16 protein-coding genes are annotated in these 19,280 nt (G+C 71.2%); 13 read left to right on the top strand and 3 right to left on the bottom strand.

The annotated features are described in order from the left end of the window. Positions 1–427 precede the first annotated feature (427 nt). From ACIO3R_RS04630 to ACIO3R_RS04590, 9 genes are all read left to right on the top strand, one after another. Complete coding sequence (locus ACIO3R_RS04630; protein ID WP_402103279.1) at positions 428–1,756, top strand: extracellular solute-binding protein; 1,329 nt, start codon at positions 428–430, stop codon at positions 1,754–1,756. Beyond that, positions 1,753–2,724: a carbohydrate ABC transporter permease gene (locus tag ACIO3R_RS04625; RefSeq protein ID WP_402103276.1), complete on the top strand. Its 972-nt coding sequence runs from the start codon at positions 1,753–1,755 to the stop codon at positions 2,722–2,724. The genes ACIO3R_RS04630 and ACIO3R_RS04625 overlap by 4 nt, the downstream gene beginning before the upstream one ends. Continuing rightward, positions 2,721–3,587, top strand: coding sequence for a carbohydrate ABC transporter permease (locus tag ACIO3R_RS04620; protein ID WP_385028054.1), 867 nt, complete (start codon positions 2,721–2,723; stop codon positions 3,585–3,587). The genes ACIO3R_RS04625 and ACIO3R_RS04620 overlap by 4 nt, the downstream gene beginning before the upstream one ends. Before the next feature lie 122 nt (positions 3,588–3,709). Further along, positions 3,710–5,047: an alpha-L-fucosidase gene (locus ACIO3R_RS04615; RefSeq protein ID WP_385028057.1), complete on the top strand. Its 1,338-nt coding sequence runs from the start codon at positions 3,710–3,712 to the stop codon at positions 5,045–5,047. A gap of 46 nt (positions 5,048–5,093) precedes the next feature. Next, positions 5,094–6,527, top strand: a complete 1,434-nt coding sequence (locus ACIO3R_RS04610; protein WP_402103273.1) for a polysaccharide lyase 6 family protein — start codon at positions 5,094–5,096, stop codon at positions 6,525–6,527. 32 nt (positions 6,528–6,559) lie between these two features. Beyond that, positions 6,560–7,987, top strand: a complete 1,428-nt coding sequence (locus tag ACIO3R_RS04605; RefSeq protein ID WP_402103270.1) for a chondroitinase-B domain-containing protein — start codon at positions 6,560–6,562, stop codon at positions 7,985–7,987. Between the two features lie 104 nt (positions 7,988–8,091). After that, the gene (locus tag ACIO3R_RS04600; protein WP_385038401.1) at positions 8,092–8,931 is read left to right on the top strand and encodes a sugar phosphate isomerase/epimerase family protein; all 840 of its coding nucleotides are present in this window, start codon (positions 8,092–8,094) and stop codon (positions 8,929–8,931) included. A 62-nt stretch (positions 8,932–8,993) separates the two neighbouring features. Then, the gene (locus tag ACIO3R_RS04595) at positions 8,994–9,641 is read left to right on the top strand and encodes an SGNH/GDSL hydrolase family protein (protein WP_385038398.1); all 648 of its coding nucleotides are present in this window, start codon (positions 8,994–8,996) and stop codon (positions 9,639–9,641) included. A gap of 91 nt (positions 9,642–9,732) precedes the next feature. Further along, the gene (locus tag ACIO3R_RS04590) at positions 9,733–10,095 is read left to right on the top strand and encodes a cupin domain-containing protein (protein WP_385038396.1); all 363 of its coding nucleotides are present in this window, start codon (positions 9,733–9,735) and stop codon (positions 10,093–10,095) included. A 22-nt stretch (positions 10,096–10,117) separates the two neighbouring features. On the opposite strand, the gene ACIO3R_RS04585 is transcribed toward ACIO3R_RS04590, so the two are convergent. The 3 genes from ACIO3R_RS04585 to ACIO3R_RS04575 form a co-directional block, all read right to left on the bottom strand. After that, positions 10,118–11,419 carry an MFS transporter gene (locus tag ACIO3R_RS04585; RefSeq protein WP_385038393.1) on the bottom strand — a complete coding sequence of 434 codons (1,302 nt, stop codon included), beginning with the start codon at positions 11,417–11,419 and terminating at the stop codon, positions 10,118–10,120. Positions 11,420–11,486: 67 nt separating this feature from the next. Further along, complete coding sequence (locus ACIO3R_RS04580) at positions 11,487–12,029, bottom strand: methylated-DNA--[protein]-cysteine S-methyltransferase (RefSeq protein WP_385352806.1); 543 nt, start codon at positions 12,027–12,029, stop codon at positions 11,487–11,489. An 80-nt stretch (positions 12,030–12,109) separates the two neighbouring features. After that, positions 12,110–13,114, bottom strand: coding sequence for a glycerophosphodiester phosphodiesterase (locus ACIO3R_RS04575; RefSeq protein WP_402103266.1), 1,005 nt, complete (start codon positions 13,112–13,114; stop codon positions 12,110–12,112). Positions 13,115–13,324: 210 nt separating this feature from the next. Here ACIO3R_RS04575 and ACIO3R_RS04570 point away from each other — a divergent pair, with 210 nt between their 5' ends. From ACIO3R_RS04570 to ACIO3R_RS04555, 4 genes are all read left to right on the top strand, one after another. Further along, positions 13,325–14,200 carry an MHYT domain-containing protein gene (locus tag ACIO3R_RS04570; RefSeq protein ID WP_385038385.1) on the top strand — a complete coding sequence of 292 codons (876 nt, stop codon included), beginning with the start codon at positions 13,325–13,327 and terminating at the stop codon, positions 14,198–14,200. 38 nt (positions 14,201–14,238) lie between these two features. Beyond that, complete coding sequence (uvrB, locus tag ACIO3R_RS04565; RefSeq protein WP_385352800.1) at positions 14,239–16,356, top strand: excinuclease ABC subunit UvrB; 2,118 nt, start codon at positions 14,239–14,241, stop codon at positions 16,354–16,356. Positions 16,357–16,486: 130 nt separating this feature from the next. Next, positions 16,487–17,065 carry a TerD family protein gene (locus tag ACIO3R_RS04560; protein ID WP_362961973.1) on the top strand — a complete coding sequence of 193 codons (579 nt, stop codon included), beginning with the start codon at positions 16,487–16,489 and terminating at the stop codon, positions 17,063–17,065. Between the two features lie 121 nt (positions 17,066–17,186). Next, positions 17,187–19,112, top strand: coding sequence for a TerD family protein (locus ACIO3R_RS04555; protein WP_402103261.1), 1,926 nt, complete (start codon positions 17,187–17,189; stop codon positions 19,110–19,112). Positions 19,113–19,280 lie beyond the last annotated feature (168 nt).

Here is a 19,280-nt window from a genome sequence, read left to right as displayed (position 1 = left end):
CTCGGGTCTGTGGGCGAATGTCTGACGGGATGTCGTGGATTGGTGTGGCCTGTTTGTTTCTCGGGCCGACTGGGCCGGGTGGTCGCAGGGACGATACATCGGATCACTGGAATGTCCTCGTGTACGGCTCGGATGTCCAGCCCTCGATGCTCGGGTGGTGGTTGTCGTGATCAGTAGCCGGGTGGATCGGGGTGGCCGTGCGTGCGGATAGCTGAACTGGGCAGCTACCAGGCCTTTTATGGTGGTGGTACCGTCCTCGCGCGTTCCGGATTGCCGGGCCGCGCCCGGGAGGATGTTCAGTGAAGGGCCTGTCGGTCGGTGAAAACTTTTTGTATTCATCGGACTATTGACCGCTGATTCCGGCCCCGTTACCGTCCCAGAAAGCGCTTTCCAGGCCCACTGTGAGGCGGCGAAAACGGGAGTTGTGATGCAGAGATCGCGATGGATCGGTGCGGGTGTCCTCGCCTCGGCGCTGGTCCTCACCAGCTGTTCGTCAGGGCCCGCGGGAGTGGATGCCAAGCAGAACCCCGAGGCGACCCTGGAGCTCTGGACCAGGACGACACCGGGCGGACCGGGAGAGCAGAGCGTCCTCAGGCTCGCCACCGCCTTCGAGAAGGCCACGGGCCACAAGGTCGAGGTCACGGCCATCTTCGACGACTTCGAGACCAAGCTGCAGCAGCGGGCCGCCCAGAAGAACCTCCCCGACATCGTCATGAACGACGTGACGCAGCTCGGAGCCATGCACAGCCAGGGCCTGCTCCGGGAGATCGACCTGGACAGGATCAAGGACAGCGGGCAGATCGTCGGCCAGGGGCTGGACTCCGGGAAGAGCCTGGACGGCAAGCAGTACGGACTGCCGTACTCGGCGCAGGCGTCCGCGCTGCTCATCCGGAAGGACTGGCGGCAGAAGCTGAAGCTCGGTATCCCGCGCGACTGGGACGACTTCGCCGCGATGGCCAAGGCGTTCACCACCCAGGACCCCGACGGCGACGGCAAGAAGAACACCGCCGGCCTCGCCGCCCCGCTGTCCACCAAGCGCGGCTACGCCTCCTGGTACTTCTCCAACTTCCTCTGGGCCGCGGGCGGCGACTTCATCACCGAGACCGGCAAGGGGAAGTACAAGCCGGCGATGACCACGAAGGCATCGGTCGAGGCCATGCAGTGGTTCCGCGATCTGGGCTGCGAGGCCAAGGCCGTCCAGCCCGGCGCCGTGACCATGGACACCCCGCCGACGAACGAGACGTTCGAGGCGGGCCGGGCCGGAATGTTCGTCGTCGGCCCGTATCTGCTGCCCCGCTTCGACGAGACCCTCGGCAAGGACAAGTACGAGGTCGTGCCGATGCCCAAGGGGCCGAAGGACGCCACCGTCCTCGCCGAGGGCGGCTCCGTCTACCTGATGGCCGGGTCCGGCAACCAGGCCGGCCAGGACGCCTTCGCCGGCTTCGCCGTCTCCGCCGAGGGCCAGAGGGCGGGGATGGAGGGCGCCACCGGCTCCACCGTGCAGCTTCCCGTCAACAAGACGGTGGACATCTCCCAGGTGCGTCCCGACCCCCGCTGGAAGACGTACGCGCAGGCGTACCAGGACTCCGGGCGGTACGCGCCGTCCATCCCGAACTGGACCCCGGTACGGCAGGCGGCGGCGGACACCGTGAACGCGCTCATGGCGGACTGCGGTCTCGACACCGTGGCCAAGCTGGGTGAGCTCGACAAGCAGCTCGCCGACATCCTCCAGGAGCAGGGGATCGCCGCGTCATGAGCCTCGACCAGGCGGAACCGGCCGCCCCCGCGGCGGCCGGACCCTCCCCGCGGAAGACGGGCCGCCGGGACGGCGGGGCCACCGGTTTCCCGGGGCGCAGCCGCAGAGCGGGCCGGTGGTGGACGCCCTGGCTGTTCCTCGCCCCCGCTCTGCTCCTCTTCCTGTACTTCAAGTTCATCCCCATGGCCAACGCGCTGACCATGTCCTTCCAGGAGGTCCAGCCCTATCTGGGAAACAAGTGGGTCGGCACCGAGAACTACGCCACGGTGCTCCAGTCCCACGGATTCCGCGAGGCCGCGTGGCACACCGTCGTCCTCGCCGCCGGGCAGACGGCCGGCTCGATGGCGCTCGGCCTCGCCCTCGCCCTGCTGATGGAGGGGCAGAGCCGCCGGCTGAAGGTCGTGCGCTCCGCGGCGTTCCTCCCGGTGGTGGTGCCGATCGCGGTCGTCGCCGAACTGTGGCGGATCATGTACCACCCGACCGGGGACGGCATGCTCAACTCCCTCCTCGGCCTGGTGGGAATGGGCCCGTCGGGGTTCATCAACGACCCCGACACCTCGATGGCCTCCATCATGCTCACCGGCATCTGGCGGGGCGCCCCCTACGACATGATGATCATTCTCGCCGGTCTGACGAGCGTGGACCGCGGGCTGTACGAGGCCGCGAAGGTCGACGGCGCGTCCAGGCGGCAGCGGGTGTGGCACGTGACGGTGCCCGGACTGCGGTCGGTGTTCTCGATCCTGTTCATCCTCGCCGCGATCCGCGGACTGCGGGTGTTCACCGAGGTGTTCCTGCTCACCAACGGCGGACCCGACGGTTCCACCGAGGTCGTCATGACCCTTATCTACAAGCTCGGGCTGGAACAGAACCGGCTCGGCGTCGGAGCGGCGGGAGCGGTCCTGCTGTTCGCCGCGACGCTGGCCCTGACCGTCGTCGTCCAACTGCTGCGGCGGAGGGAGAGCAAGTGAGTGCGCAGACCGAGACCGCGCTGGGCCTGACCGAGAGCCGGAGTGCCGGCGGCCGCGTCCTGAGGGCCGTCATCCACCTGCTGGTCCTGATCGTCTTCGCGGGGCCCCTGCTGGCCCTGCTCGTCAGCGCCTTCGGACACGTCAAGGACCCGACACAGCTGAGCGTCATCCCCTCGGGCATCACGCTGGACAACTTCAGGATCGCCTTCGACCAGGGGGTGCTCACGTACCTGCTGAACTCGTTCTTCGTGGTCGGCGGCGGGCTGCTGCTCCAGGTGGCCGTCTCCGTTCTGGCCGGGTACGCGCTGGCCAGGAAGGTCTTCCCCGGGATGACGCTGGTGCTCGTCGCCGTCCTGGCGACGCTGATGCTGCCCGAGGAGATCCTGGCGCTCCCGCTGTCCCTGATCCTCTCCGACCTGCCGGTCCTCCACTTCAACCTCATCGGCACCCTGGCCGGAATGATCGTCCCGCTGGGCGCCTGGGGCTTTTCCATCCTGGTGATGACCGAGTTCATGAAGGACGTGCCGCGCGAGCTCGAAGAGGCCGCCCGCATCGACGGCGCGGGAGACCTGCGGATCTTCGCCCAGATCATCCTGCCCATGTGCAAGCCCGCCCTCGGCGTCATCGGGGTCTTCGGCTTCACCATGATCTGGGACCAGTACCTGCTGCCCCTCCTCGTCTCCACCGACTCCTCCTCGTACACGCTTCCGCTGGCGCTGCGGACCCTGCGGATCGACCCCGCGGTCACCCCCGGAGTGGTGATGGCCGCCTCGCTGCTGGCCCTGCTGCCCTCCGTGATCGTCTTCCTGTTCTTCCAGCGCTCCTTCGTCAGCGGTCTGTCCTCCGGCGCCCTGAAGGGCTGACCCCGCAGCCCGCGCCCCGCCCTCGCACGACACCGCCGACGCACCCGCCCACCGTCCCCGTACGACCGTCCCCGACGCGCACCGCGCACCCACCGGACGCCGATGAGAAGGAGCGATTCCCCATGACCCCGAGCGCCGACACCCCGCAGGCCCACCCGTCCGGGAGCCAGGACCCCCAAGGGGCCCCGGAGACGGCCTGGTTCACCGCCGCCCGGTTCGGCATGTTCGTCCACTGGGGGCTGTACTCGCTCGCCGCGCGGCACGAGTGGGTCAAGACCCGGGAGAAGCTGACCGACGAGCAGTACCAGGTCTACTTCGACCACTTCGACCCCGACCGCTACGACCCGGCCCAGTGGGCCAGGGCGGCCAAGGCGGCCGGGATGCGCTACGTCGTCCTCACCACCAAGCACCACGACGGCTTCTGCCTGTGGGACAGCGCCCTCACCGAGTACAAGGTCACCAACACGCCGCACGGCCGCGACCTCGTCGCCCCCTTCATCGAGGCGTGCCGCGCCGAAGGGCTCAAGGTCGGCCTCTACTACTCGCTGATCGACTGGCACCACCCGTCCTTCCCGGTGGACGGCACCCACCCCCAGCGCGACGACGAGGAGTTCAAGGCCGCCAACGCGGACCGCGACATCCGCGACTACCAGCGCTACCTGCACGGCCAGGTCCGCGAGCTGCTGACGTCGTTCGGGCGCATCGACTACCTGTTCTTCGACTTCTCCTACGCCGGGCGCACCTGGTGGGGCGGCAAGGGCCCCGACGACTGGGACTCCCCGAAGCTCCTGGAGACGATCCGGGAACTCCAGCCCCACGTCCTCGTCAACGACCGGACCGGCCTTCCCGGGGACTTCGTCACCCCCGAGCAGTACCAGCCCTCCGGCCCGATGACCGAGAACGGGCGTCCCGTGCTCTGGGAGGCCTGCCAGACGCTCAACGGAAGCTGGGGCTACGACCGTGACAACCTCGACCACAAGAGCGCCGACCTGCTGATCCGCATGCTCGTCGACGGGGTCTCCAAGGGCGGCAACCTGCTGCTCAACGTGGGCCCCACCGGCCGCGGCGATCTCGACCCGCGCGACGGCGCGATCCTCGGCGAGATCGGCCGCTGGACGGAGCTGCACGAACGGTCGGTCCGCGGCTGCGGCCCGTCCCCGTACACACCCCCCGCCGAATGCCGGTACACCCAGCGCGGCGACCGGCTCTACGTCCACCTGTTCGCCTGGCCGCCGCGCCATCTGCACCTGCCGGGCCTCGCCGGCCGGGTGCGCTACGCCCAGCTGCTGAACGACGCGTCCGAGATCATCCCGGTCCACATCGATCCGGACCGGCCCGCGGCCAACACCGAGATGGGCGGCCAGCCCGCCGGAACGCTCACGCTCCAGATCCCGGTCCGCCGCCCCGACACCCCCGTCCCCGTCATCGAACTGTTCCTGGACACCCCGGCCGATCGCTGATCCGAAGCCGGAACAGGCTCCGTCCACCACACTCACGGAGGCACCCATGCAACGCCGCACGTTCCTCATGAGCACCGCAGCGGGGGTGGCGCTCGCCGCCGCCCCCGTCGGCGGAGCGCCGGCCGCGAGCGCGGCCACGGCCCCGGCAGCCGTGCGCACACCGGCCGAGCTCCAGGCCGCGATCGACCGGGCGCGGCCCGGTGACCGGATCGTCGTGGCCGACGGGACCTACACCGTCCCGCCGGACAGCCCCCTCACCATCCGGAACAAGCGCGGCACCGAGCGCGCACCCGTGACCATCGCCGCCCGGACCCCGGGCGGTGTCGTCCTGGAGGGCGAACACAGCTTCGTCCTGGAGGCGTCCAGCCACATCACCCTCAGCGGCTTCTCCTTCCGGCAGAGCAGCACCCTGGACATCCCCCCGGACTGCTCGCACATCAGACTCACCCGCAACGACTTCCGGCTCGCCGACATCGAGGGCCTGCACTGGGTGATGGTGCGCGCGGACGACAGCACCGTCGACCACAACCACTTCCACGGCAAGAGCACGCTCGGCATCTACCTCGGCATCGAGGGCGCGGGCACGGACGAGATGGCCCAGCGCGTCCACGTGTACCGCAACCACTTCTCCGACCACATCTTCGCCGGCTCCAACGGCGGCGAGCCGATCCGGCTCGGCGTCAGCCCCCGGGCCCTGTCCGGAGCCCACGCGGTCGTGGAGTACAACCTGTTCGAGCGCGCCGACGGGGACCCGGAGGCGATCTCGGTGAAGAGCTCGGACAACACCATCCGCTACAACACCATCCGGAACAGCCTCGGCGGCATCGTCCTGCGGCACGGCAACCGCAACCGGGTCGAGGGCAACCACCTCGTCGACGGCCAGGAAGGCGTACGGATCTACGGCAACGACCACAGCATCGTCAACAACTACCTCGCCGGCCTGTCGGGGCGCGCCCTGGTGATCGGCAGCGGTTCCGAGCGCGACCACCTGCCCGGCGAGACGCCAGAGGCGCGCCGCGGCAACGACGCCCCCGACCGGATCCTCATCGCGTACAACACCCTGGTCGACAACAACGGCACGCTCTCCGGCGAGAGCCAGCGCCCGCACGAGCCACGCGACGTCACCGTCGCCGACAACCTGCTCGTCGCGGACACGGGCCGACTCGTCGAGATGGCGGACACCGTGCGCTTCACCTGGTCGGGCAACCTCCTGTGGGGTGCCGCCGCCGACGGCAACATCCCCGCCGGTGGCGGCACCCGCACCGACCCGAGGCTGGTGAAGGACCCGCACGGCATCGCACGGCCGGCCGCCGACAGCCCGGCGATCGACGCGGGCACCCTCCGGTGGCCGCCCGTCACCCACGACATCGACGGGCAGCCGCGCGGCCGGTCCAGGGACGTGGGCGCGGACGAATACTCCCGCCGGGCCCCGAGGCGCGGACCCCTGACCCCGGCCGACGTCGGCCCCCTGGCCCGCTGACCGCACCCGTCCACTTCGACGCAGGAGACACCATGCAACGACGCACGTTCCTCAGGAGCACGGCGGTGGCCGCGCTCGCCGCCGTACCGCTCACCACCTCGCTGTCGGGGAGCGCGTCGGCGGCCGACATCCCGGTCGCCACCCTGGCCCAGCTCCAGAGCGCCATCAACAGCGCCGCACCCGGTGACCGCATCGTCGTGGCCGACGGCACCTACACGGTCCCGTCGGGGAGCGCGATCGACATCACCGGCAAGAACGGCACCGCCGCCGCGCAGATCACCATCGTCTCCAAGACCCGCGGCGGCGCCGTACTGCGTGGCGAACGCGGCTTCGTGCTCAGCGGTTCGAGCAACATCACCCTCAGCGGCTTCTCCTTCCGGCAGAGCACCACGATGGAGATCCCCGCGAACTGCTCGGCGATCCGGCTGACCCGCAACGACTTCCAGCTCGCGGACACCGGCGACCCGTACTGGCTCGTCGTGCGGGCGGACGACACGAAGATCGACCGGAACCACTTCCACGACAAGACCACCGCGGGCATCTTCATCGTCGTCGACGGCTCCGGCCCGACCGCCATGGCCCAGAACCTGCACATCTTCCGGAACCACTTCTCCGACCACAGCTTCACCGGCGCCAACGGGGGCGAGCCCATCCGCCTCGGCGTCAGCAGCCGGGCCCTTTCCGGAGCCCACGCGGTCGTCGAGTACAACCTGTTCGAGCGCTGTGACGGGGACCCCGAGGCCATCTCGGTGAAGTCCTCGGACAACACCATCCGGTACAACACCGTCCGAGACAGCCGCGGCGGCATCGTGCTGCGCCACGGCAACCGTTCCGTGGTGGAGAGCAACCACCTGATCGGAGGAACGGACGGGGTACGGATCTACGGCAACGACCACAGAATCGTCAACAACTACCTCAGCGGGCTGTCCGGCAGGGCCCTGGTGATCGGCAGCGGCACCACCCGGGACCACAACTCCGGTGAGACGGAGGACGAGCGGCGGGGCAACGACGCCTGCGACCGCGCGGTGATCGTGCACAACTCCCTCATCGGCAACACCGGAATGCTCTCGGGCGAGACCCGGGCGTACGCGCCGCAGGACGTGACCGTCGCCGACAACCTGCTGGTCGGCGACTCGGGCAGCCTCGTCGCGATGGGAGCCACCTCCGGCTTCACCTGGCAGACCAACCTGCTGTGGGGCGCGGCCGCCAACGGCAACATCCCCTCCGGGGGCTTCACCCGGGCCGACCCGCTGCTCAGCCAGGGCGCGGACGGTGTGCTGCGGCTGTCGCCGGGCAGCCCGGCGATCGGCGCCGCCACCCTGAGCGGCGCCGCCGTCACCGAGGACATCGACGGGGACCAGCGCGGCAGCGCACGGGACATCGGTGCCGACGAGTACGCGACGACTCCCGCGCTCCGCCACCCCCTCACGGCGGCGGACGTCGGTCCGAACGCCGCCTGAGCGGCCCCGGTGACGGGGCACCGACCAGCCGGCCCGGTCCGCCCGCCCCGTCCGGGCGGACCGTACGAGAGCGCCCGAGGGCCCGACCGCAGGAAGGCGGATTCATGACCGAGGAGAGCAGCAGGAGTGCGGCGGGCCGCGTCCCGCTCCGACCGACGGCCGGGCCGGAGGCGGGAAGGCTCGGGCTGGGCCTGTGCTCGGTCACCTTCCGCCGGCTGCCCGCCGCCGAGGTCGCGCGGCGCGCCGCGGACGCGGGTCTGGAGGTGATCGAGTGGGGGGCGGACGTGCACGCGCCCGCGGGGGAGCCCGGCACCGTCGGCGCGGTCCGTGAGGCCACCGACCGGTACGGGCTGGCCTGTTGCTCGTACGGCTCGTACTTCCGCGCCGGCCGGGGCGAACTGGCCGGGTTCTCCGCCGTCGCCCGCGCCGCGGTGCTTCTCGGGGCGCCGCGGATCCGGGTGTGGGCGGGCGCGACCGGATCGCGATCCACCCCGCCCGAGGAGCGGCACGAGACCGTGAGCTGTCTGCGGGAGGCGGCCCGGATCGCCGCGGACCACGGACTGCTGCTCGCGCCCGAGTTCCACGGGGGAACGCTCACCGACACCGTCGCCTCGACCGCCCGGCTGCTGGACGAGGTGGACGCGGACAACGTCCGCACGTACTGGCAGCCGCCGCTCGACACACCCGCAGAAGAGGCCCTGGCGGGGCTGGAATCGCTCGCCGACCGGGTCTGTGCCGTGCACGCCTTCTCGTGGTGGCCGGGCAACAACCGGCTCCCGCTGGCGGACCGTTCTGACCTGTGGGCGGCCGCCCTCCGCCTGCTGGCCGGCCGGCGTGTCGAGGCACTCATCGAGTTCGTGCCCGGCGACGACCCCGCGGTGCTGGCGCGGGAGGCCGCGACACTGAGGGGATGCGCGGGCCGAACCCCCGCCGGCCGGCCGTAGCCGACCGAACACCCGCGGATCACCAGGGACGTTCCGGCGCCCCCGACGTCAGGACAGCAGACATGCACCTCAAGAACGACGACACGCTCCTGTTCATCGGTGACTCCATCACCGACGCGGGCCGTACCCGTACGGATCCCGCGTCGCTCGGCACGGGTTACGTCCACGAGATCGCGCAGACCCTGCGCGACCGCGCGGACGGCGGACCCGGACCCCGTGTCATCAACAGGGGAGTCAACGGCAATCGCGTGTACGACCTCGAAACCCGCTGGACCGCCGATGTCATCGACCACCGGCCCACCGTGGTCACGGTCAAGATCGGCATCAACGACACCTGGCGGCGCTACGACCGGGGAGTGCTCAGCCCGGTCGACATGTTCGAGGCGTGCCTCGACCGGCTGCTCGCGGACACGGCGCGCGAGCTGTCCGCACGGCTCGTCGTCATCACCCCCTTCCTGCTCCCGGCCGTGCCGGACCAGGAGAGCTGGTTCGAGGACCTCACCCCGCGCACGGACGCCGTCCTGCGGGCAGCCGGGAACAACGGGGCCCGGCTGGTTCGCGCCGACCTCGTCATGACCCGCGCGGCACAGGACCGGGAACCGGCGGAGCTCGCCCCGGACGGCGTCCACCCGAGCCGGCTCGGGCACCGGCTGATCGCCGACGCCTGGCTCACCGCGGTCGGCTCCACCGCCCCGGACCCGCGGAGCTGACACGGTCCCGGGCGGCCCCGGGCCGGACGCTCCGCGGACTTGGCCCGGGGCCCTGCCGGACGCTCCGGGACGGTCGCTAGAGTGACCGCCCATGACCACGATTGATCAAGCTCCCGCCTCTTTCACCGTGCACATCCCGGACGCCGTGCTCGAAGCGGAGCCGCTCGATCCGGCACAGGTCGTGTCGGGTGATCCGCAGGTCACCGGCAAGGTGCTGTGGGAGTCGGCCGACGGCAAACAGCTGCGCGGGATCTGGCAGATCACGCCCGGCGTGGTCACGGACACCGAGGCCAACGAGCTGTTCGTGGTCGTCAGCGGGCGTGCGACCGTGGCGGTCGAGGGCGGCGCGACGCTGGAGATCGGACCGGGCGACGCCTGCGTGCTGCGCGAGGGCGACCGTACGACGTGGACCGTGCACGAGACGCTGCGCAAGGCCTACCACATCAGCCTCTGAGGGGCGCCTCACCCGGCCCGGCTCAGACCGAGGCGGGCCGGGTGAGGGACCGGCGCAGCGCCAGCGCGGCCATCGGCAGCAGCAGACAGGCGCCCGTGAGGTTCAGCCAGCCGTAGCTCGCCTGCGAGACGATGACCCCGGCGACCGCGCCGCCGATGCCCGCCGACGCGTTCATGGTCAGGTCCGACAGGCCCTGCACGGCGGCGCGGGCGGGCTGCGGTACGGAGTCGGTGAGCAGCGCCGAACCGGCGACCAGCCCCGCGGACCAGCCGAGCCCGAGCACGAACAGGCCGGCCGCGGTCCTGCCGTGAGCGGCGCCCGCGGTGCCCGCCAGCAGCGCGGCCAGGGAGAGCAGCCCGACCGCCAGGCCGATGACGGTGAGCCGGCCGAAGCGGTCCGACAGCCAGCCCATCACCGGTGAGAACGCGTACATCCCCGCGATGTGGCCGCTGATCACCAGTCCGATCAGCTGGAGGTCCGCGCCGTGGTGGCCGAGGTCGACCGGGGTCATCACCATGATCGAGACCATCGCGGTGTGCGAGACGGTCACGGTCACCAGCGCCAGCCGGGCCATCGGTGAGGCCCGCACGGCCGCGAGGCCCGCACGCAGCGAACGGTCCCCGGCCGACCTGCTCTCCTCCTGCGGGGCCAGCGCGCGTGCCGTGAGCAGCGGGTCGGGCCGCAGCAGCGCCGCGACCACGAGCGCGGCGAGCAGGAAGATGCCGGCTGCCCAGACGAACGGCCCGGCCGTCTCCGACACGGCGGTGCCGCGGAAGACCCGGCCCGCCGGCGCCGCGATGTTGGGCCCCAGCACCGAGCCGATGGTGGTGGCCCAGATGACGGTCGAGATCGCCCGGCCGCGCCGCTCGGGCTCGGCCAGATCCGCCGCGGCGAACCGTGCCTGCAGATTGGCGGAGGAGCCCGCGCCGAACGCGGCCATGCCGAGGAGCAGCAGCGGGAAGTTCCCCACCACGGTGGCCAGCACCACGAGGCCGGCGCCGAGCGCTCCGATCAGATACGCCAGTACGAGGCCGGGGCGACGGCCGCGCGAGGTCATCAGCGCGGCCAGCGGCAGCGAGAGCAGGGCCGTGCCGGTCACCGACGCGGTGGGCGCGAGGCCCGACAGCGCCTCGGAGCCGCTGACCTGTGTCGCCAGTACGGGGGCCAGGGTGATGCCGACGGGCACACCGAGGCCGCCGAGTATCTGGCCGGCGATGAGGACGGCGGTCGTTCTGCGCCGGAGCGCGGGCAGCTCCGCCGCGGTGACCCGCCCGGCGGGAGCCGGCTCGCCGGGGGTGTCGGATGTGTCGAGGGTGTTGGTCACCGACGCAGTGTGCCAGCGGTGCGCCGCTCCGAACACCGGCGGGCCGGTCCGAACAGGGGTGCGCCGGTCAGAACAGCGGCGGGGGCAGCACGCCCTCCAGCGCCAGCAGCCGCCGTTTCGTCTCCAGCCCGCCGCCGAAGCCGCCGATCCCGCCGTCGCGCTCCACCACCCGGTGGCAGGGCACCACGACCGGCAACGGGTTGGACCCCATGGCCGCCCCGACCGCCTGGGCCGCCCCGGGCTGCCCGACCCGCCCGGCGAGGTCCCCGTAACCGGCGACCGTGCCGTACGGCACGCCCTCCGACAGCTCACGGAGCACCTGGCGGTTGAAGCCGCTCGTCAGCGACCAGTCCAGATCGAGGGAGAAATCCCGCAGGGTGCCCGCGAAGTACGCCGCGAACTGGCGTATCGGCTCGGCCAGCCGGACGGAGCCGGGTGATTCGACCGGCTCCGCGCCGAGCCGGTCGCGCAACTGGGACAGGGCCCTGTCCCGTACCGCCGGACGCGCGTGGAAGACCACGCTCACCAGCCCCGCGTCCGTCGCGGCCAGCAGCAGCGGGCCGATGTCGCTCTCCACGACGGCCCACTCGACAACCCCGTTGCTGTTCATGGGAACCACCGTACGGCCGGCCACTGACAACGGGCGCGGGCCGGCCGCGACGGCGGTCCCGGGACGGTCAGCCGGCGGCCTCACGCACCCCCGGCGGCCTCACGTGTCCCGGTGGCCGCCCGCACCACGTCCGGCGCGTTGGTGATGATGCCGTCCACGCCGTACCCGGACACCCGGAGCGCGTGCGCCGCGTCGTTGACCGTCCACGCGTTGACCCGGAGCGTCTTGTGGTGCGGCCCCTTCAGCGCGTGCACCGCCGTCACGTACGCGCCCGAGACCGAGGTGTACGTCGGGTTGATCTGATCGGTGAACTCGGCGTACGAGGGCAGCTCGGCGACGGCCGGGTTGCCCAGGAAGCCCGTGACGACGTCCGGGCGCTGCTGGTGCACCTCGCGCACACTGTCCGCGCCGAAGCTCTGGATCACGAGGCGGTCGCGGACATGCCCGCCGTCGAGCCACCCCGCCTGGCTCAGCACGCGCAGGGTCGCCCGCTCGATCCCCGGGTAGATCTCGGGGCTCTTGATCTCCAGGAGCAGGTTCTGGCGGTTGTGCCCGATCCGGTCCAGGTACTGCCGGAGCGTGGGCACCCGGGTGCCGGCGTACTGCGGCCCGAACCAGCTGCCCGCGTCCAGCCGGGCGATCTCGGCCGCCGTGAAGTCCTTGACCGCCCACGGCGCGCGGTCCGGGAAGACCTGCTCGGCGTCGGTGGTCCGCTTCAGGCCGGTGTCGTGGATGACGACGGGGACGCCGTCCTCGGTGAGCTGGACGTCGTTCTCCACCCAGTCGAAGCCGAGCGCGTGGGCCCTGTCCACGGCCGCGAGGGTGTTCTCGGGGGCGTAGGCCGACGCACCCCGGTGGGCGATGACGAGCGGGTCGGCGGTCCGGGCCGGGGCGGGGTCGCCCGCCGTCCGGACGCCACCGGTGGCCGCTGCCGTGCCCCGGGCGGGGCCGGCGGGGGTCACCGTCACGGTGTGCCCGGCCGCGGTGGTGTCCGTGACCGGTGTGCCGGTGTTCGACAACAGGAACGTGCCGGCGCCCAGCAGCGCGGCGGCGGCGACAGAGGCGGTTGCGGTGCCTGCGTGCACGTGGACTCCTTGCGTCAGAGTTGCGTACGGCCCGAGACTCGCAGCCGCCGTCGAACAGGGGACGGGCGAAGGGTGGCCACCGTGTGAACGCACCCGGGGGACCGCGTCATGGACCGGTGCCCCTGTCGATAAAATGCAGTTCTCCTGTTTGTTTGCCGGGCCTCGCGCCTTAGGGTCGTCCGCACCCGGGCTTCTGCGAAGGGCGTGTGTATGCAGGGCACAATCGACGGTTTCAGCTATGGGGCGGTGACCCCCGTCGCGGCGTTCCTCATGGCCTGCCTCGGCGCGGCACTGGGGCTGCGCTGCACCACTCGCTCCCTGCGTACGGAACGTTCCTTCAAGGCCGGCTGGCTTGCTCTCGGTGCGACCTCCATAGGCTCCGGTATCTGGACGATGCACTTCATCGCGATGATGGGTTTCTCCGTCGAGGAGGTACCGATCGGCTACGACAAGCCGATCACGTTCGCCAGCCTCGCCGTCGCGATCGTCATGGTCGGTGTCGGGATCTTCCTTGTCGGGTACCGGGGCGCCACCCCGATGGCTCTGGTGACGGGCGGCACGATCACCGGACTCGGCGTGGCCACCATGCATTACCTCGGCATGGCCGGTATGCGACTTGATGGGCAGTTCGAGTACGACACGATCACCGTGACGCTCTCCGTGGTCATCGCCGTGGTCGCCTCGACGGCCGCGCTCTGGGCCGCCGTCTCGATCCACGGCTTCCTGCCCAGCCTGGGCGCCGCCGTGGTGATGGGCGTCGCCGTCAGCGGAATGCACTACACGGGCATGGCCGCGCTCCGGGTCCACCTGCACCCCGCCACGATCACCGGCACCACCGCCGGAGAGACCCCGACCGGCCTGCTCGTGCCCATGCTGATCGGCCCGGCCTGCTTCCTGCTGCTCGCCGGGGTCGTCGTGATGTTCGACCCCCTGGTCGTCATGGGCACCCCGGACTGGGGCGACGCCGCGGCCGGACGGACCCTCGGCATCCCCGCCCAGCGCCAGATACCCCGGTTCGGCACGCACGCCGACCCGGCGTCCTTCCACACGCAGCGGCGCGACCCCGTACGGCACCACGACCGCTGACCCGCCCCGTTGTCAGTGGGGGGTCGTACGGTGGTTGCATGCGGCCCGTTTCGAAGATCGAACGTTCGGTGGCGCCTTTCGAGGTCGTCAGTCCCTACCAGCCCAGCGGCGACCAGCCGGCAGCCATCGCCGAGCTGGAGCGGCGCGTCAGGGCAGGTGAGAAGGATGTCGTGCTCCTCGGCGCGACCGGCACCGGAAAGTCGGCGACCACCGCCTGGATGATCGAGAAGCTGCAGCGCCCCACCCTGGTGATGGCGCCGAACAAGACCCTCGCCGCCCAGCTGGCCAACGAGTTCCGCGAGCTCCTGCCCAACAACGCCGTCGAGTACTTCGTCTCGTACTACGACTACTACCAGCCCGAGGCGTACGTCCCGCAGTCGGACACCTACATCGAGAAGGACTCCTCGATCAACGAGGAGGTCGAGCGGCTGCGCCACTCCGCGACGAACTCCCTGCTCACCCGGCGTGACGTCATCGTGGTCGCCTCCGTCTCCTGCATCTACGGCCTCGGTACCCCGCAGGAGTACGTCGACCGGATGGTCCAGCTCAAGGTGGGCGACGAGATCGACCGCGACCAGCTGCTGCGCCGTTTCGTCGAGATCCAGTACAGCCGCAATGACCTCGCGTTCGCCCGTGGCACCTTCCGGGTGCGTGGCGACACCATCGAGATCTTCCCGGTCTACGAGGAGCTCGCCGTCCGCATCGAGATGTTCGGCGACGAGATCGAGGCGCTCTCCACCCTCCACCCTCTCACCGGCGAGGTCATCAGCGAGGACCAGTCCCTCCACGTCTTCCCCGCCAGCCACTACGTGGCGGGACCGGAGCGCCTGGAGAAGGCCGTCGGCGGCATCGAGAAGGAGCTGGAGCAGCGACTGGCCGAGCTGGAGAAGCAGGGCAAGATGCTGGAGGCCCAGCGGCTGCGGATGCGCACCACGTACGACATCGAGATGCTGCGCCAGATCGGCACCTGCTCGGGCGTCGAGAACTACTCGATGCACTTCGACGACCGCACCCCCGGCACCGCGCCCAACACTCTCCTCGACTACTTCCCCGAGGACTTCCTCCTCGTGCTCGACGAATCGCATGTCACCGTGCCGCAGATCGGCGCGATGTACGAGGGTGACGCCTCCCGGAAGCGGACCCTCGTCGACCACGGCTTCCGGCTGCCGTCGGCCCTGGACAACCGCCCGCTGAAGTGGGAGGAGTTCCTCGGCCGGATCAACCAGACGGTCTACCTCTCCGCCACCCCCGGCAAGTACGAGCTCTCCCGGGGCGACGGCTTCGTGGAGCAGATCATCCGCCCCACCGGCCTCGTCGACCCGGAGATCGTCGTCAAGCCCACCGAGGGCCAGATCGACGACCTGGTGCACGAGATCCGCAAGCGCACCGAGAAGGACGAGCGGGTCCTGGTCACCACCCTCACCAAGAAGATGTCGGAGGACCTCACCGACTACTTCCTGGAGCTCGGCATCCAGGTCCGCTACCTGCACAGCGACGTCGACACCCTGCGCCGCATCGAGCTGCTGCGCGAACTGCGCTCCGGCGAGTACGACGTCCTGGTCGGCATCAACCTCCTGCGCGAGGGCCTCGACCTGCCCGAGGTGTCGCTCGTGGCGATCCTCGACGCCGACAAGCAGGGCTTCCTGCGCTCGGGCACCTCACTGATCCAGACCATCGGCCGCGCGGCTCGTAACGTGTCCGGGCAGGTCCATATGTACGCGGACAAGATCACCCCGGCGATGGCGCAGGCCATCGACGAGACGAACCGGCGCCGAGAGAAGCAGATCGCCTACAACACCGAGCGCGGACTCGACCCGCAGCCGCTGCGCAAGAAGATCAACGACATCGTCGCGACGATCGCCCGCGAGGAGGTCGACACCGAGCAGCTCCTCGGCACCGGCTACCGCCAGGCGAAGGGCGCCAAGGCGCCCGTGCCCACGCTGGGCATCAAGGCCGGTTCCGGGAAGGCCAAGGGGGACGGGGCGGTGGTCACCGACCGCCCGGCCACCGAGCTCGCCGGGATCATCGAGGAGATGACCGACCGGATGCGCGCCGCCGCCGCGGATCTGCAGTTCGAGGTGGCCGCCCGACTGCGGGACGAGGTGGGGGAGTTGAAGAAGGAGTTGCGCCAGATGCGGGAAGCGGGCCTGGCCTGACCCCGCGGGACGGGGTGTGTTGCAGAACCGACACAAAACGGCCCGCACCCGATGCGCCGGTGGAGTGACTGCGTAGGGTGCTGGAAACCGCGCAAGGACGGTTTGCGGGGAAGCGGAGAGGGGACAGCGCGTGACGGTCAACATGACCAAGGGCCAGGCCATCAGCCTGCAGAAGAGCGACGGGGGGACCCTGACCGCGGTACGGATGGGGCTCGGCTGGCAGGCGGCGCCGCGCCGCGGTCTGTTCGGTTCGCGCACCCGGGAGATCGACCTGGACGCCTCGGCGGTCCTGTTCGCCGACAAGCAGCCGGTCGACGTCGTCTTCTTCCGGCACCTCGTCAGCGACGACGGCTCCGTCAAGCACACCGGGGACAACCTGGTCGGCGGCGCGGGCTCGGGCGGCGACGACGAGGCGATCCTGGTCGACCTCCAGCGGGTGCCGGTCCACATCGACCAGATCGTCTTCACGGTGAACTCCTTCACCGGCCAGACGTTCCAGGAGGTGCGACACGCCTTCTGCCGCATCGTCGACGAGACCAACGGCCAGGAGCTCGCCCGCTACACGCTGGACGGCGGCGGGCAGTACACCGCTCAGATCATGGCGAAGGTGCACCGCGCGGGGAACGGGTGGCAGATGACCGCCATCGGCACCCCGGCCAACGGCCGCACCTTCCAGGACCTCATGCCGGCGATCCTGCCGCACCTGTAGGCAGGGCCGGACCAGCAGGTCCGTATCGGTATCCGCAGCTCCCGGAGGCATCGGCCGCCGGGAGCTGCACCGCATCGCGGCACCGTGCCGCGCGGCGGCAACTCGTCGAGGGGACAGGGCAATGACGGCCGAGCTGGTCCGGGGGCAGAACCACACCTTGCCCCAGACCCGTCTGGAGATCCGGATTTCGGCAGGGGCGCCCGTCGTGGCCGGGGCCACCCTCGGGGACGAGCACGGCACCGTGCACGGCGTCGAGCGGATCGCCCACCCCGGCTCGCCGCACCTGCCGGGGCTCGAAGTGTCCAGGCAGGCGGCGGCCGACCACCGGCTCGCCGTCGACCTCGACGCCCTGCCCGACGGGGTGCACCGGGTCACCGTGCTGCTCGCCCTGCCGCTGGAGGCGGGCGGCCCGACCCGCTTCGGAGCCGTGGCCGCGCCCTTCGTCGCCGTCACCGGACTCGAAGGCGCCGAGATCGCCACCTTCACCCTGACCGGCCTGGACACCGAGTCCGCGGTCGCCGCCCTGGAGCTCTACCGCCGGCAGGGCGGCTGGAAGGTCCGCGCCGTCGGCCAGGGCTACGCCGGCGGTCTCGCCGCGATGCTCGCCGACCAGGGCGTCGACCGGGCCGCCGAACTGGCCGGTTCGATCCAGGAGGCCGTCGCCCGCGGCCTGGCCCGCTCCGTGTCACCGCCCCCGCCCCGCACCCCGGAGGGCGACCGGGTCCGGCACCCGGCGGGTCCCGCACCCGCCCCGGGCGGCGGGCAGCCCCCCGTCCGGCCCCCGGCCGCCCCGCAGCCCGAGCCCCCGGCCGCCGTCCCGTCCGGCCCCATCGACTACGCGCACCCGCGCCGCCAGTCCGCCGCGCCCCCGCCGCCCCCGCCCGCCGCGCCGCCCGCCGGCCCCGGACAGCCGGCGCGGCCCGTCGCCGGGGACGCGACCGGATGGTCCATGGACGAGCGCCTCTACAACCAGATCTGGGGGATGTTCGAGGACCTGGCCAGGACCACCGCCGCGTACCGCAGCGCCGTCGACTTCGCCGAGTCCCGGATGGACCAGGAGCTGGAGCGCACCCTGTCCGACCCGCGCAGCCGTACGGGCGGCGCGGGCGACCTGGCCCGTGCGCAGGCTCGCGCCAAACGCGACGAGCTGACCGGCCGGGCCCGTGAGGCGCTGGACCGGGACCTCGCCCAGCTGGCCGCCGAGTCCGCCGTGGTGGAACCCGCGCTCCCCGCCCCCTACGCGGGCTGGGACAACCCCGTCTGGCACGCCTACCGGGTTCCGATGGAGATCCCGATGGCGCTGCGGATCGGTGATCTGCACCTGCCTGAGAGCGCCGCCCTGCGCATCCCGCTGCTCGTCCGGCTGCCGCTGGAGCGCGGCATCTGGATCGACAGCGGGCGCACGGCCTCCGAGGCCGCCGCCTTCACGGACAGCGACCAGTTGCACCGGCTGGCCATGGAGAGCGCGGTCCTGCATGCGGCCAGGCTGCTCGCCGTCTACCCGGCGGGAGAGTTCTCGGTCCATGTCATCGACCCGGCGGGCTCCGCCTCGGCCGCGCTCGTCCCGCTGGTCAGCTCCGGGGTGCTCGCGGGCCCGCCCGCGTCCGGGCCCGGGGGAGTGTCCTCGGTCCTCGCCCAGCTCACCCGGCGGGTCGACCTGGTGCAGATGGCGGTCCGGGCCGGCGCCGCGGATTCGCTGCCGCCCGATCTGGACCCGGCCGAGCAGTTGCTGATCGTCAACGACTTCCCGCACGGCTTCGACGACCGGGCCGTCACCCAGCTGCGCTACCTCGCGGACGAGGGGCCGTCCGTCGGCGTCCACCTCCTGATGGTCGCGGACCGGGAGGACGCCTCCGGGTTCGGGCCGGTGCTCGATCCGCTGTGGCGCTCGCTGCTCCGGATCACCCCGGTCGCGGACGACCATCTGGCCGACCCCTGGGTGGGCCACGCCTGGACGTACGAGCCGCTGACGACGCCTCCCGGCAGCGGCGTTCTCGAGCTGGTGCTCGCCCGGGTGGCGGCCGCCCGCCGCACCGGACCCCGCTGACCTGCCCCGGCCCTCTCCCTTCACCCACCACCGCCCTGACCTGGTGTTTTGATGCTTCTTTAGCCTTCTCTTTACCTTTCCTTGGTAATTCCTGTACTGTTCCTTGGGCGGAGGGGAGTACTCCCGATCGCGGCGTTCCCGTCAGTACGGACTGTGACCGGTCCCGGG

This window comes from Streptomyces sp. NPDC087428 (assembly GCF_044744085.1).
In the GTDB taxonomy this organism is placed as follows: Bacteria; Actinomycetota; Actinomycetes; order Streptomycetales; family Streptomycetaceae; genus Streptomyces.
The sequence above is the reverse complement of the archived record's forward strand: the minus strand, read 5'-3'. Positions and strand labels throughout refer to the sequence as shown.

Bases quoted from the DNA above. Each gene is read 5' to 3' on its own strand.
- ACIO3R_RS04590 (WP_385038396.1), top strand. From the start codon at position 9,733: ATGACCACGATTGATCAAGCTCCCGCCTCTTTCACCGTGCACATCCCG.
- ACIO3R_RS04600 (WP_385038401.1), top strand. From the start codon at position 8,092: ATGACCGAGGAGAGCAGCAGGAGTGCGGCGGGCCGCGTCCCGCTCCGA.
- ACIO3R_RS04570 (WP_385038385.1), top strand. From the start codon at position 13,325: ATGCAGGGCACAATCGACGGTTTCAGCTATGGGGCGGTGACCCCCGTC.
- ACIO3R_RS04580 (WP_385352806.1), bottom strand. From the start codon at position 12,029: ATGAACAGCAACGGGGTTGTCGAGTGGGCCGTCGTGGAGAGCGACATC.
- ACIO3R_RS04555 (WP_402103261.1), top strand. From the start codon at position 17,187: ATGACGGCCGAGCTGGTCCGGGGGCAGAACCACACCTTGCCCCAGACC.
- ACIO3R_RS04625 (WP_402103276.1), top strand. From the start codon at position 1,753: ATGAGCCTCGACCAGGCGGAACCGGCCGCCCCCGCGGCGGCCGGACCC.
- ACIO3R_RS04595 (WP_385038398.1), top strand. From the start codon at position 8,994: ATGCACCTCAAGAACGACGACACGCTCCTGTTCATCGGTGACTCCATC.
- uvrB (WP_385352800.1), top strand. From the start codon at position 14,239: ATGCGGCCCGTTTCGAAGATCGAACGTTCGGTGGCGCCTTTCGAGGTC.
- ACIO3R_RS04605 (WP_402103270.1), top strand. From the start codon at position 6,560: ATGCAACGACGCACGTTCCTCAGGAGCACGGCGGTGGCCGCGCTCGCC.
- ACIO3R_RS04615 (WP_385028057.1), top strand. From the start codon at position 3,710: ATGACCCCGAGCGCCGACACCCCGCAGGCCCACCCGTCCGGGAGCCAG.
- ACIO3R_RS04630 (WP_402103279.1), top strand. From the start codon at position 428: ATGCAGAGATCGCGATGGATCGGTGCGGGTGTCCTCGCCTCGGCGCTG.
- ACIO3R_RS04610 (WP_402103273.1), top strand. From the start codon at position 5,094: ATGCAACGCCGCACGTTCCTCATGAGCACCGCAGCGGGGGTGGCGCTC.